We start from the raw sequence: 14,141 nt of genomic DNA on the forward strand, positions 1-14,141 counted from the left end.
CTTAATGGGAGGTTTGAGAAATATGAAAATACAAGAAATCAGAAACCATTACGAGACATTTTCTGAATGGTTACTGTCCTTAAAGCAATTAGAAAATGGGAATTGGTCACAGCCTCTAGATGAAGGAAAATGGTCAGTAGGTGCAGTCATATCGCATCTTCTCTTATGGGATAAATATTCTTTAGAGAAACGCTTTCCTTATTTCGAGGAGGGCGCAAGGCTTGAACGGTTTCCAGACTTTCAATCGGTAAATGATAAAGCAGAAGAATATGCTATGAAAGTTTCAAAGGATGAATTGATTGATGAACTGCTAAAGATCAGAAATCAATTTATGTCTATGCTAAGTGAAATGTCAGAAGAAAAGCTCGAAACATCCTTTTTCATTGGGGATCATGCGTTATCAATTAAAGATTATTTTAAAGATTTTGTAGAACATGATATTCACCATCAAAAACAAGTGATGCAATCTATTGAAACAATCGCAGCGAAGAAATAAACCACTAGAAAGTAAAGACATTACTACATTTCTGAATACAAAGTGAAAATAAAAAAGCAAGCATCCCGCTTGCTTTTTTAAATTTAATAATAGTTATCCAATACACACTCTTTCATATTAGGAAGAGTTAAAGCTCAGTGTTGATAATGCTATTTTGTTGTTGATTGGAGCGGAAGGCGCGAGACTCCTCGAAAATGCTAACGCATTTTCTTCGTGCGGTGAGTATTCTAAGAAGTATATTCAATGTCCTGCGGGAGAAGCGAGTCAAAGGGAGACCCCGCAGGAGCGCTCTTCGACGAGGAGGCTTCCGGACCGCCCGCGGAAAGTGAGTGCCTGCAGTGGAAATCAACAGGGAAGTTTATCATAGTATGATATAAAATAACTAAAAATATTTCACCAAATCTTTCAAAATGATTTTAGCAAAAATATTCATTCATGATATAGTAATAGGTATATATGATCATTTCATAAATAGGAAGGGCGAAATTGTAGTGGAACAAAAAAGAGGGATATTATTAGAAAGTGGTACAAATGAATTAGAAATTGTTGAATTTGGAATTGGGAAGAATAAGTTTGGGATTAATGTTATTAAGGTAAAGGAAATTATCAACCCTGTCCAAATTATTCAAGTACCGCATGCACATAAAAATGTCGAAGGAATTATTGAACTGCGAGGAGAAGTATTGCCAGTTGTTAATGTAGCAACAGCACTTGGTTTCCCTCCATCAGAAAATCCTCATTTGGACAAATTTATTGTAGCTGAGTTTAATAAGCAGAAAATTGTTTTTCATGTACATAGTGTAACACAAATACATCGAATTTCATGGGATCAGATTGAAAAGCCATCAGAGATGTACCAAGGACCCGAAAGTCAAATCATCGGTGTGATAAAGCTTCATGGAGAAATGATTTTATTATTGGATTTTGAAAAGATTGTTGTAGAGATAAATCCGGAAACAGGAATAAATGTTCAACAGGTTCAGAAGCTGGGAAAACGTGAACGCTCAAATAAACGACTTGTCGTGGCAGAAGACTCACCATTATTACGAAAATTATTACATGATACATTAAAGGAAGCGGGCTTTCAAAGTGTTGAGTTTTTCGAAAATGGCCGAGATGCATTACATTATTTGGAGAATATCGTTCAGTCAGGCAAGACAATTGAGCAAGAGGTGCAGCTAATTATTACTGATATCGAGATGCCACAAATGGATGGTCATCACTTAACGAAAAGGATTAAGAATAATAGCGAATTATCAAAAATTCCTGTAATCATTTTCTCTTCCTTAATCACAGACGATCTTCGACATAAAGGACAAATGGTGGGGGCTGATGCCCAAGTAAGTAAACCAGAAATAGCAGAACTCGTATTATTAATCGATAAAATTGCTCTTTAATACATGGAAAAAAGCTAGTTACCCGAGGGTATCTAGCTTTTTTCATTAAACCGTTTTAAAAATAGCTTTCTCCCAGCTTTTTAAAAACGGGTTTTTCATATTGGCGTTTCTTATGTTCAGGTTGTTCTTGGTTTTCTTTTAATCCTGTATAAAACATTAAAAGTTTTTTTGCTTGGTTTAGGGAGAGTGAGGCTTTTGGATTCCGAACATGTTCATTTAATCTTCCTAAATGTGGCAATTTCTCGAAATCAGCTTTAGAAGGTGGTAAATGAAATAAATAGTCCCCACATTCAACAAGAACATCAGATTGCTGCTGACTAAATTTCGGATTACTTGAGAAGTGAAGCCCCACTTTTTTTGCTTTTCCTTCTTTAATCAGTTTTTGTAAAGCATCTTGCTTTAGTTTATATAAAAACTTTGGGTTTGGCGCCGTTTTTGCATGGCGATTAACGGTGAAGATTGCTTGTGAGAGGTTTTCAACCGTCGGGCGTAGATAATGAGGATGATCGTTCCTTTCCAAATTCAATAGTAAGACTCCTTTCAAAAATGTTGAGGTATATCAATATTATAACCCTATTATTCCAAAATTGAAAACAGAATAGAAGAGGTAGTTCATTTTCCTCTTGCTTTTGTTAAATAAATCAATCAATCTATGCCTTTTTATTCATTTTATATTATAATAAAAAAACAATAGGGGAAATTTGTAAATAATACGTATTGTTTGTAAAAAGTACTCTAAATTTGGAAATCATTCAAAGCACCTTTTGAAAATTATATCATGGGATAGTTCTTATGGGGCTGATTTCGTATAAGGATGATTAGATGGAAAAGTTACAGGAACTATTAACGACTGAATTAAATATTATTCATACATCAAAGAAGATTGAAGGAATTATCTTTGAAATTATTCTTAATCATATTAAAGATATGGTCTTTATTATGAAGGTTGAAGCAGGAAAAAAATTTAGTTATCTATTTGCAAATGAGCCAGGATTAAAGCATGCAAATTTAACATTTGACTTCATCGGAAAAACGCTTGAAGAAGTTCTTCCATTCGAGATCGCTTATCCTTTACAGAAGGAATATGAAAAAATTATTGAATCTAAAGAAACGGTGAAATTTTTTGATGAAATTTCTTTACCTGATGGTAGTAAGATTGTTGGTGAATCATTTTTAACTCCTGTGTTGAATGAAAATAATGAGGTTCACTACGTCGTTTCGGTCACAAGGGATATTACAAGTACTTTAATTGAAAAGAAACGCTTAATGGAGAGCGAGCAAAAATTTCGTTCCATAGTGGACCATAATTTAGACGGCATTTTAACTGTTAGTTTAAAAGGAATCATTCTTGAGGTAAACCCTGCTGCAAGCATATTTACTGGTTTTACTGGTAAGCAGCTGACCAATCGTTCAATCTTTGATTTAATTCCCGATCAAGAAGTGGAAGATTTTAAAGAACTTTTTCTAAAGACAAAGTATGGCTTTCCAAGTGAATCTCTTGACTGCCGATTTACTCATAGGAAGGGTAATAATATAACTATTCATGTTAAGACAGCACCTATTGTTATTAATTCTGAAATAGTTGGCATTTATGTGATCATTCGTGACATTTCTGAGCAATCAAAAAATGCCGAAACTATAAAGTTTATGGCATTTCATGACCAGCTTACAGGGTTATTAAATAGAAGAGCTTTATTGAGAGATCTGGAAGACAATATTTCAGAAGCAAAAAATGCTAAAAGAGAATTCGCACTCCTTTCGATTGATTTAGATCGGTTTAAATATTTAAATGATACTTTAGGTCATATTTTGGGTGATAAAATATTAATTAAAGTGGCTGAAAGACTTTCTGAAATTAGTCCTAACAATTGCACAGCATACCGTCAAGGAGGAGACGAATTCATAATCCTTCTGCCTGAAACAGACCGGCAAAAAGCGAGTAGATTTGCTCGAAATATATTATTGAAATTTTCGAGTTCATTTTATTTGAGCTCACAAGAATACTATATTTCACCGAGTATTGGTATTAGCATGTTTCCTAACGATGGCAGGGATGCCGAGACTCTAATCAAAAATGCAGATGAGGCATTATTCCGAGTAAAAGAAAAAGGAAAAGCCCATTTCCAATTTTACCGTTCTGATATGAATTCCATATTTAAGAATGTGGTAGAACTGGAAACTCTTTTAAGAAAAGCTATTGAGCGTGAAGAATTGTCGCTTCACTATCAGCCTCAGGTCGATTTAACGACAAGGAAAATAAATAGTTTTGAAGCGTTGCTACGTTGGAACAATACTACGATTGGTAATATCCCTCCATCAGATTTTATTCCGTTAGCTGAGGATACTGGTTTAATCATTCCAATTGGTAATTGGGTAATTGACACTGCATGTAAACAGATTCGCGATTGGTCAGAAAAAGGAACTGAGGAGTATAGGATAGCAATTAATATCTCACCAAAACAATTTCAACAACATAGTTTACTTAGTATAATTCAACAGTCCATAGAAAAACATTGTATTAAACCAAATTTATTAGAGATTGAAATTACTGAGGGGGCCATGCAGGATACAAAGGACACAGCTCCTATTCTATCTGGATTAAAAGAACTTGGAGTATCCATATCTGTTGATGATTTTGGTACGGGCTATTCATCATTGAATTATTTAAAGAAATTTCCAATTGATGTTTTGAAAATTGATCAATCATTTGTTAGAGATATATTATCTAACGAAAAAGATGCAGCAATCACAACAACGATCATACATCTAGGGAAAAGCTTAGGAATGGAAGTCATTGCTGAAGGTGTTGAAACGGAAGAGCAGGCAAAATTTTTAAGGACTGCTAACTGCTTTAAAGCACAAGGTTTTTTGTACTCGAAACCGCTACCAGCAAAGGAAATTGAAAAAAACTATATTAGATAATAAAAAAAATACAATAAAAAGCAGCAAAACCACATCTATGAATGGATGTGGTTTTTAAATTCAGTTATTTTTACATATAATTATTATTTGATTTTCCCTCTATTCAGACAATAGTGTAAAAACAGTTAGCTCAGGCTTAGATAGAAATCTAAAGGGCAAACGCGTGGTGCCAATACCTCTGTTGACATATAGAGTCAGTGGTGTATCTCCAATTTCGTAAAAGCCTTCATGATATATTTCTGCAAATGGAGGTTTAACGAGAGCACCGATAAATGGAATCTTTACTTGTCCTCCATGGCTATGGCCGCTTAACTGTAACTGAATATTGAATTCTTTCGCCTCGTCAGCTAAATCAGGGGCATGAGATAAGAGAATTTTGAAAGAATCTTCTGGAACTCCATTTAATGCAGTCATGAGATCAGGTTTACCAAGCATTGCGTCGTCAATTCCAATTATATAAATAGCACTTCCATCTAGTAGTGTAATTTTCTGATTGCTATTTTGCAGCAGCTTGAACTCTGCTTGTTCCATAATCGATTTATAAATATTTGATCCATATCCTCCATGATCGTGATTTCCATAAATAGCAAATTTACCGAAAGGTGCATAAAGTTTTTTGAGCAAAGGAATTAATTGATTTCCTTCTTGATACTTATTTGGTGCATCCATTAAATCACCAGTAAAGAAAATAATATCAGGCTTTAATTTATTTATTTTTTCGATAAGCTCAATTAATTGCTGTCTATCATACTGGAAGCCTAAATGCGTATCACTGAACTGAACGATTTTGAAGTCATTAAAGCTTTTGGGGATTGATTTCTTAACTATTGTATGATGGTTTATATCTAAAAGCATCGGCTCAATGTGACCAGCATAATAATAGCCTCCAGCTCCTACCCCAGCCACTGTAAAAAGCGAGCCGAATACTCTTTTTAAAAAGGATCTTCTAGTCACTTTTTTTGCCATAGTTATTACCAACCTATCTATTAATAAATACCTTATAATACTATCAAACTCTGAACCTAAAAAGAAGGGTAAGTATTATAGATTTTTTATGAAAGTAAAATCTTTTTTATGATAATAAAAATAATTGTTCGAATATTCACGAAAAAATGGTAAAATAAGAAATGAATAGTCATTCATAATAGGGGGCGAAAATCATGAAAGGTAAAGTTGTCATTGTTACTGGCGGTTCAAGCGGCATGGGAAAATACATGGCAAAGCGTTTTGCCGAAGCAAATGCATCAGTCGTCATAACTGGAAGAACAATTGAACGCTTAGAGGAAGCAAAAAAAGAGATTGAAACATATTCAGGACAAGTGTTGACAGTTCAAATGGATGTAAGAGAAATAGAGCATGTTAAGCATATGGTTGCAGAAACCATTCGTACATTTGGGCGTATAGATCATCTTATTAATAATGCTGCGGGTAATTTTATTTGTCCAGCTGAAAAACTAAGTGCAAATGGTTGGAATTCGGTCATAAATATTGTCTTGAATGGGACATTTTATTGCTCAAGTGAAGTCGGAAAATATTGGATTGAAAATGGAATTAAGGGAAGTATAATTAATATGGTTGCTACATATGCATGGGATGCGGGTGCTGGTGTCATTCATTCCGCTGCAGCAAAAGCTGGTGTATTGTCAATGACAAGAACCTTAGCGGTAGAATGGGGAAGAAAATACGGAATAAGAGTAAATGCTATTGCGCCTGGTCCAATAGAGCGTACTGGTGGTGCTGATAGACTATGGGAATCTGAAGAGGCGGCAATTCGAACAATCAATAGTGTTCCATTAGGAAGACTTGGAAAACCAGAGGAAATAGCCGAATTAGCTTATTTTTTATTATCCAATCATGCAGCTTATATCAATGGAGAATGTATTACAATGGATGGAGGACAATGGTTGAATCAATTTCCATTCTAATTTTGAAAATGATAAGGCATATTCAATTGAAGATATTCTATATCTTAGGTAAGAGGAGGAATTTCTTCGAGCACACCATACGGTTTGTTTTTTAATTTTCGGACACAATTGCAGCTGTTTATGTAATAAGGAAATATCAGTTATTCCATTAAAGGGCAGTGGAACAAGTCAGATTAAATTCATAATCGAATTTGACTTATCAATTTATTAATTGTAAAATATTCTTAATTTTCAATACGTAATAATCGGCTATGAAGAGAAGAGTAATTTTGATTAATTATTTTCAGAGAGCTCCGGTAGGTGAAAAGGAGTAATAATAGTCTTAATGAAAAAAGACTTGGAGCTTCGCACGGATTTAAGATTTTTCTTAATGATGTTGCGACGGGATCTCCCGTTATAGAGATAGGGTATAATCAATAATTTAAATTGCCGTACCCGAAAAGGTTGATATGGTGACATATCAATAAACTGAGGTGGTACCACGGAGCTATAAACTCTCGTCCTCAAGATGAATAATCTTGGGGGTGAGAGTTTTTTTGTTGTTTACAAGGAACAATCCATTAATTTATAAACTTATAAAAAGCTAAAAGAATGGAGTGAAATGTATGATTAATGAACAAACAGAGGGTAGAATTAAGAAATTAGAGACATTAAAATCGCAGGGGATTTCAGTATACCCAGAAAGGTTTTCCACTAATTATGAACTTTTTGAAGCCTCTCAGCTTGAAGACGGTACTTCTGGTGTCCGAGTAGCGGGAAGAATAATGAGTATTAGAAATTTCAACAAATTAATTTTCATTACCATTTCAAACATTCAAGGCAGTTTACAACTTCTTTTAAAAAGGGATGAGGTTGGCCAGATACCGTTTGAACAATTTAATGATTTATTAGATATAGGAGATTTTATTGGCGTGGCAGGTCGGATGTATACTACCAAGACGGAAGAAAAAACATTACGTATCGAAAGCTATGTTTTTCTTGGGAAAGCATTGCGAAGTCTTCCAGAAAAATGGCACGGCTTAAGCAATATTGAACTTCGATATAGACAGCGTTACTTAGATTTAATGATGACAAAAGACACACAAAATCGATTACTGTCTAGGAGCAAAATGGTACGGGCGATTCGTAGATTTTTTGAGGATCAAGAATTCCTGGAAGTAGAAACGCCAGTGTTACAACATACTTCCTCGGGTGCAATTGCGAAACCTTTTAGGACTTATCATAATTCTTTGGATACTGAATTAAACTTACGGATTGCTCCGGAAACTTATTTGAAAAGGCTAATCGTAGGTGGTTTTACGAAAGTATTTGAATTTGCAAAGTGCTTTAGGAACGAAGGGATAAGTCCTCAACATCTTCAAGAATTTACTATGGTCGAAGGATACGCAGCATACTGGAATTATGAAGATACAATGAAATTAATGCGTGAGATGATATTGTATATTCTAAGGCAAACTTTTAATACCACGACTATTACAATAAAAGGACAAACTATTGACTTTTCACTTGAATGGGAAGTTATCTCCTTCAGGGATTTAATTTTCAATGAAACAGGAATAGATATAAACCTTTATCCTAACGTAAAAGATTTATTGCAAGAAACGAAAAAAAGAAATATTGACCTAGATCATTCTGAAATTAATTCTATAGGAAGAGGTAGTTTCATTGATTTACTTTATATAAAAACGTGCCGACCTCAACTTGTAAAACCAACATTTTTAATCCAACATCCTATTGATTTATCACCACTCGCTAGAGCTAATGATGGGGATCAAACTCTTACTGACCGTTTCCAATTAGTCGTAAACGGTGCAGAAATTATTAATGCTTATTCTGAACTTGTTGATCCAATTGAACAAAGAAAAAGATTGGAAGATCAAGCCATTTTAAAAAGCAATGGGGATTTAGAAGCTATGGAGATGGATGAAGATTATTTAACAGCTATGGAATATGGGATGCCTCCTATTTCTGGATGGGGATTTGGAATTGAAAGGTTATTAATGATACTAACGGATAGTGATTCAATTAAAGAATGTACATTATTCCCTTTAACGAAAAAGTTATAGTAGCACTATATATTCTTATCATAAGGAAATGTGCAACCCTGATAATACTACCTAATTGATCATACAATCCTTTATTCCGTAAGGGACCTTTAATGGAATAAGTAATTCATACAGATTCAAAACCCCAGAACCATTAGGATCTGGGGTTTTCACTGTTTAAATACAGTGCTAGATGCAGTGCTAATTACATTGTTATTTCTATACCTAATTCAGTTGTGATTCAAGGTTTTCTCTCCCTAAACGGAACCCCTTAACTTGTTTCGTGGGTTTTTTTAATGTTCATTACTAAAGAAACTGAAAAAGTATTGAGAAAATTTTAGTATTTTTTTACTATTCAAAAATTATAAGTAAATGAAAAACTAACGGAAAAAGTTCAGAATTAGTAGTATACTATAGCCGTGGGGAGCTGTTAACTTCTCATTCATTCATTAATGTAATTAGGAGTGTTTATGGTGAGTTCATTTCGAGTTGAAAAGGATTTTTTAGGAGAAAAACATGTTCCTATTGAAGCATATTATGGGATACAGACTTTAAGAGCTGTAGAGAATTTTCCCATAACAGGCTATAAATTAAACAAGGATTTTATCATCGCGATGGCCATTGTGAAAAAAGCTGCTGCCCTTGCCAATTCTGATATTGGTCGATTATATAAAGGCAAAGCAAATGTAATTTGTGAGGCAGCCGATGAGATTATTTCTGGAAAATGGCATGATCATTTCATTGTTGATCCAATCCAAGGTGGAGCAGGAACATCGATTAACATGAATACGAATGAAGTAATTGCGAATAGAGGGTTAGAGCTATTAGGGAAAGAAAAAGGCGAATACTTTCATTTAAATCCTAATATTGATGTGAATATGGCACAATCGACAAATGATGCATTTCCAACAGCAATACATCTTGCTGTATATAGAGCTCTTGAATCATTAATCAATACAATGAATAAAATGAAGGATGCCTTCAATGAAAAGGCAATCGAGTTTGATTCTGTTATTAAAATGGGCAGAACTCATTTGCAAGATGCAGTACCTATTCGATTAGGTCAAGAATTTCGAGCATATACAAATGTAATTGAACGCGATATCAAAAGAATTGAAAATTCGAAGGAAAATTTATTAGAAGTTAATATGGGAGCAACTGCAGTGGGAACAGGGCTAAATGCTGATCCTCGTTATATAGAAAAAGTTGTTCAATATTTAGCTGAAATTTCTGGAATTCCAGTTGTACCAGCAAAGAACCTAGTTGATGCAACACAAAATACTGATACATATACTGAAGTATCTGCTGCTTTGAAAATATGTATGGTTAATATGTCGAAAATCGCTAATGACCTTCGATTAATGGCTTCTGGCCCTAGAGCAGGATTGTATGAAATCAATTTACCATCTAGACAGCCAGGTTCATCAATAATGCCTGGAAAAGTAAACCCTGTTATGCCTGAAGTTATTAATCAAATTGCTTTTCAGGTTATTGGAAATGATCATACAATTTCTCTCGCATCAGAAGCTGGACAATTCGAGTTAAATGTAATGGAGCCTGTACTATTATTTAATTTATTGCAATCGATTTCTATTATGAACAATGGTTTCCGTGTGTTTACTGACTTCTGTGTTTCCGGCATTACAGCCAATGTGGATCGTCTAAAAGACTATGTCGAAAAAAGTGTAGGTTTATTAACTGCAGTAAATCCACATATTGGTTATAATGTCGCTTCCGACATAGCAAGAGAATCAATCATAAACGGAAAGTCAATTCGTGAATTATGTTTGCAATACGATGTTCTTAGTGAAGAAGAACTAGATCTTATTTTGGATCCGTACGAGATGACAAAGCCAGGAATCGCAGGAGCATCTTTACTTGAAAAGTAAAAGTCAAAAAGCCACGTAATTGAAAATTTATTAATAGATACCGGTAGGAATATCGGTATCTTATTTATAGTAGAATAAAAAAACATTACTTTTTATTACGGTCAAACCTTCCAGAAAAGAATGTACACACATTTTTGGGAGGCTCGTCTCATGCTATGCCTAAGACTGAGCACTAAGGAAAAACTACTCGGAAATTCATTTCCGAAACAATCCAATTTAGATTGTTTTAAAGGCTCTTGTACTTGTCTAAAAATATCAGGAGGGAAAAGAGTATGGATGCACTGGAAATCCTTACAGATCTGGATAATGTATTTCCGTTCTTTCAACCGATATTCAGTGCTGATGAACATCGAGTCATAGGCTACGAGATTTTAGGAAGATATAGAAGTGAGAATGGGATCGTTAGTTTAGGACCTTTTTTTCTTGACGAAAGTATTCCGGAAGAATATAGACTTGAAGTTGATCACACTGTGTTAAAAAAAGCATTGGAAAAATCTTTATCCCTTGAGGAAGATATTCTTTTATTTATTAATAAAGATGCTGATTTATTAATGTTTGATAATGCTGAATCATTTTTAGCCATATTGCATGAATTTAAAGAGAAAGGTATTAAGCTAGATCGAATTGTATTAGAATCAACAGAACGAGTTTATAATGGCGATGTAGAGCAATTAGATCACTTATTAAACTATATACGAACGTATGGTATTAAAATAGCGATTGATAATAGCGGGAATGAAAGAAGCCAATTAGATAGAATAGGCCAAATTTCACCTAATATATTAAAGGTAGATTTGAATGAGCTCCGTTCTCAGGCTACAGCACATGTACTTCATGATATTTTATTTTCGCTATCCTTATTAGCAAGAAAGATTGGAGCTACCTTGCTTTTTAAAAATATCGAAATGGTGTATCAGCTACAATTTGCTTGGAGGAATGGGGGAAGATATTATCAAGGCTATTATTTGCATAGACCAGCAGAGGACTTCGTAGATCGGGATGTGCAGAAAGAAAAGTTAAAAGATAAATGCTATCAATTTATTTCTTATGAGAAGAAGAAACTTGAAGCATTGTACCTTGTTACAGAGGAATTTAATGAAATGCTTCATCAATATCTTCAAGTCAAAAATCGTAAATTACTGGAATATGAAGAGCTAATTAAAGTCCTTTCCCTCTATCTTGATGATGTTGCTTTCCGTTTATATATTTGTGATGAAAATGGTTTTCAAAAATCTGCTAATATTTTTAAACAAGAAAGTGGTTGGCAAATTCAGCACGAGTATTTACATAAAAACTGGAGCTGGCGCCCATATTTTCTAGAAAATATTATGAAGATGAGAAAGGAAAAGAAAGGAATACTATCTGATTTATACACTGATATGGAAACAGGAGAAACGATTCGAACTTTTTCATATCCATTAAACTCAAATGATTATTTGTTTGTGGATATAACTTATAACTATTTGTATGAACGTGATGGTTTATTATAGTGTATGGAAGGTCTCAATTCGAGGCCTTTTTTTTATATGAATAAAGAATATCTTTTTTGAATTTGAGAATTGTCTAGCTCCAGCGCCTACCCCCGACGTACAGGACGTACTAGTGTCGACAATGCGACAGGACGTCGCACTTTTGTCGACCTCGAGGTCATAAGTCAGTCCGCCAAGAAAGTTAAAGAACAACTTTCCTGTAGACCTGTCTTATGCTTGTCGGGGGTGAGCATTAAGGAAAGCTCCTCCGAATAATCATCGCAAGAACAATCTGAACTTTGATTGTTCTGAAGGCGCTTGCGCTTTTCTAATCAAAAAATGATAAAATTTGTTGATTTATCTTAAATATTTTTCTTCTGCAACATTTAATGACAGTTCTATTGTCAAAATCTGCAGTTATTTTACGAACGATATTATCTATATGTCAAAATAGTTTGTTGGTAAAATGATAATTATTAGCTAGGAAAAGGAAAGGGAGGGTGAAATGAAGAAAAATGTCTTTCGTTTTTTGTCGTATTTGGTTGTTATATCAATGATTTTTCCGTTAAAAATTAAGGCGGGATCAGATTTTTCTAATGAAAATGAGGTAATAAACTTTGTACAAGCAGCGTTTCAGGCACAGGTGGATATAGGTGAACAACCAAGAACGATGGAAGAGATTAATGAATTATTGTCTCCATTTTTAACAAAAGAATATCAAACACTCTTTTTAAATGAAAATCTTCATTTAGTAGATGATCGATATATTACTTATGGGACAGATTTCCCTCTACTTTATATTCCCTTTTTCTCCTATTCTGATAAAACGAAGGTTGTTTGGGATCATGAAAAAATATATGTGATTGAGTTTTTTAGCGAAAATGATGAAGGACCCGTTTCATACAATAACCATTATGAAGGGGTATCGCTTGAAAAAAACGATAATAGCTGGAAGGTCGCTGCAATCTATTACGATAACATACCTGAGCAAATTATTCAGCAATCTAATGGAATAAATAAACTAAAACATACATTAAATGGATCATCCAAAGGACGTTTTTTTCAGAAAGATATTCTGAGTATTCCGTATATATGGGGCTATTCTTATATCCGTTTGAATCCTATATTTTTTATGGATATCCTTTATTAACTAAAAAAGGTTTTATCTTTAAATAAATCCAATAATGGGAAAAACTTGGCAATCGCCAAGTTTTTTTATTATTCAATGTTCAAGGCTTCTTTTAATTTTTCGAGATCAAAGCCTGTAATGACCGTTTCATCAATTACAATTGTTGGGGTGGAATAGGATTGATATTTATGGACTAAATCCCTTTTCGCTTTAGCATCAGTTTTAATATTTTTAACTTCAAAATGAAATCCATATTCGGTTAAGAATTTTTTTGTAATTTCACATGGTGGACAATCTGGTTGTGTATAAATAGTAATATTTAACATGTAATCTCCTCACTTTCACTTCTTTTTATGATAGGGAAAAGAAAAAAATATTTCAATCTCAAAAAAAATTACTTATTTAATTATTTTTTTCTTGTACAAAAGAGCACCATTAATTTATGCTGTTAATATTGGTATGAAAGGGATTTTTCGTTGAATTTTCTGAATTTAATCCTTAAGGATAGAAACATGCCAAAAGAGAAACCTATTGTTAAGAATTTAGGTTTTTGTGAAAGGAGAGGGAGCATGTCACAGCTTCAAGGAATATTAACACGCTTAAAAAATTTACAGGAACAATCAATCGGTGGGGAGCCGATGCAAAGATTTTTCGAGGTAAATGGAGAAAGGAAATGTCAGGTTACTTATCAGCCAAAAAGTGAAATGTTTGAGTTAGAAGTTTATTTTGATAAGGAAAAACCAAAAAGATATCAATTTGACAATATCGATATGATCACGATTGAGATATTTGATTTAATTCAATAGAACATATATAGGAGCCGTAATGGTTCCTTTTTTTTTTTAGCTAAAGCTAATGGGAAGTTTAAA

General features: G+C 33.8%; 12 protein-coding genes and 1 other annotated feature. Of the genes, 9 read left to right on the forward strand and 3 right to left on the reverse strand.

Going from position 1 to position 14,141, the window contains the following annotated elements; translation table 11 throughout:
- Positions 1-22 precede the first annotated feature (22 nt).
- Positions 23-496, forward strand: a complete 474-nt coding sequence (locus FSZ17_RS08850) for a DinB family protein (protein WP_057773992.1) — start codon at positions 23-25, stop codon at positions 494-496.
- A gap of 491 nt (positions 497-987) precedes the next feature.
- Positions 988-1,893, forward strand: coding sequence for a chemotaxis protein (locus tag FSZ17_RS08855; protein ID WP_057773990.1), 906 nt, complete (start codon positions 988-990; stop codon positions 1,891-1,893).
- A 55-nt stretch (positions 1,894-1,948) separates the two neighbouring features.
- Here FSZ17_RS08855 and FSZ17_RS08860 read toward each other — a convergent pair whose 3' ends face one another.
- Positions 1,949-2,413, reverse strand: a complete 465-nt coding sequence (locus FSZ17_RS08860) for a YkyB family protein (RefSeq protein ID WP_228460341.1) — start codon at positions 2,411-2,413, stop codon at positions 1,949-1,951.
- A gap of 302 nt (positions 2,414-2,715) precedes the next feature.
- Between FSZ17_RS08860 and FSZ17_RS08865 the strand changes: the two genes are divergently transcribed.
- Positions 2,716-4,815 carry an EAL domain-containing protein gene (locus FSZ17_RS08865; RefSeq protein WP_057773986.1) on the forward strand — a complete coding sequence of 700 codons (2,100 nt, stop codon included), beginning with the start codon at positions 2,716-2,718 and terminating at the stop codon, positions 4,813-4,815.
- Between the two features lie 99 nt (positions 4,816-4,914).
- Here the strand turns inward: FSZ17_RS08865 and FSZ17_RS08870 are convergent, their stop codons facing one another.
- Positions 4,915-5,781 carry a metallophosphoesterase gene (locus FSZ17_RS08870; RefSeq protein WP_057773984.1) on the reverse strand — a complete coding sequence of 289 codons (867 nt, stop codon included), beginning with the start codon at positions 5,779-5,781 and terminating at the stop codon, positions 4,915-4,917.
- A gap of 194 nt (positions 5,782-5,975) precedes the next feature.
- Between FSZ17_RS08870 and fadH the strand changes: the two genes are divergently transcribed.
- The 5 genes from fadH to FSZ17_RS08895 all read left to right on the forward strand — a co-directional run bounded on the left by fadH (position 5,976) and on the right by FSZ17_RS08895 (position 13,293).
- The gene (gene fadH / locus FSZ17_RS08875) at positions 5,976-6,740 is read left to right on the forward strand and encodes a 2,4-dienoyl-CoA reductase (RefSeq protein WP_057773982.1); all 765 of its coding nucleotides are present in this window, start codon (positions 5,976-5,978) and stop codon (positions 6,738-6,740) included.
- 242 nt (positions 6,741-6,982) lie between these two features.
- Positions 6,983-7,248: a binding site (T-box leader), on the forward strand.
- Positions 7,249-7,345: 97 nt separating this feature from the next.
- Positions 7,346-8,806 (forward strand): lysine--tRNA ligase, encoded by a 1,461-nt coding sequence (lysS, locus tag FSZ17_RS08880; protein ID WP_057773981.1) that lies wholly within the window; start codon positions 7,346-7,348, stop codon positions 8,804-8,806.
- Positions 8,807-9,258: 452 nt separating this feature from the next.
- Positions 9,259-10,674 carry an aspartate ammonia-lyase gene (gene aspA, locus FSZ17_RS08885; protein ID WP_407643427.1) on the forward strand — a complete coding sequence of 472 codons (1,416 nt, stop codon included), beginning with the start codon at positions 9,259-9,261 and terminating at the stop codon, positions 10,672-10,674.
- A gap of 272 nt (positions 10,675-10,946) precedes the next feature.
- Positions 10,947-12,164: an EAL domain-containing protein gene (locus tag FSZ17_RS08890; RefSeq protein WP_057773977.1), complete on the forward strand. Its 1,218-nt coding sequence runs from the start codon at positions 10,947-10,949 to the stop codon at positions 12,162-12,164.
- 484 nt (positions 12,165-12,648) lie between these two features.
- Complete coding sequence (locus tag FSZ17_RS08895; RefSeq protein ID WP_057773976.1) at positions 12,649-13,293, forward strand: DUF3993 domain-containing protein; 645 nt, start codon at positions 12,649-12,651, stop codon at positions 13,291-13,293.
- A gap of 68 nt (positions 13,294-13,361) precedes the next feature.
- On the opposite strand, the gene FSZ17_RS08900 is transcribed toward FSZ17_RS08895, so the two are convergent.
- Positions 13,362-13,598, reverse strand: a complete 237-nt coding sequence (locus tag FSZ17_RS08900) for a glutaredoxin family protein (RefSeq protein WP_057773974.1) — start codon at positions 13,596-13,598, stop codon at positions 13,362-13,364.
- A gap of 243 nt (positions 13,599-13,841) precedes the next feature.
- On the opposite strand from FSZ17_RS08900, the gene FSZ17_RS08905 reads away from it, so the two are divergent.
- Entirely contained in the window at positions 13,842-14,078 is a 237-nt protein-coding gene (locus FSZ17_RS08905) for a YkuJ family protein (protein ID WP_057773972.1), read from the forward strand.
- Positions 14,079-14,141 lie beyond the last annotated feature (63 nt).

This window comes from Cytobacillus dafuensis, assembly GCF_007995155.1.
Taxonomy (GTDB): domain Bacteria; phylum Bacillota; class Bacilli; order Bacillales; family Cytobacillaceae; genus Cytobacillus; species Cytobacillus dafuensis.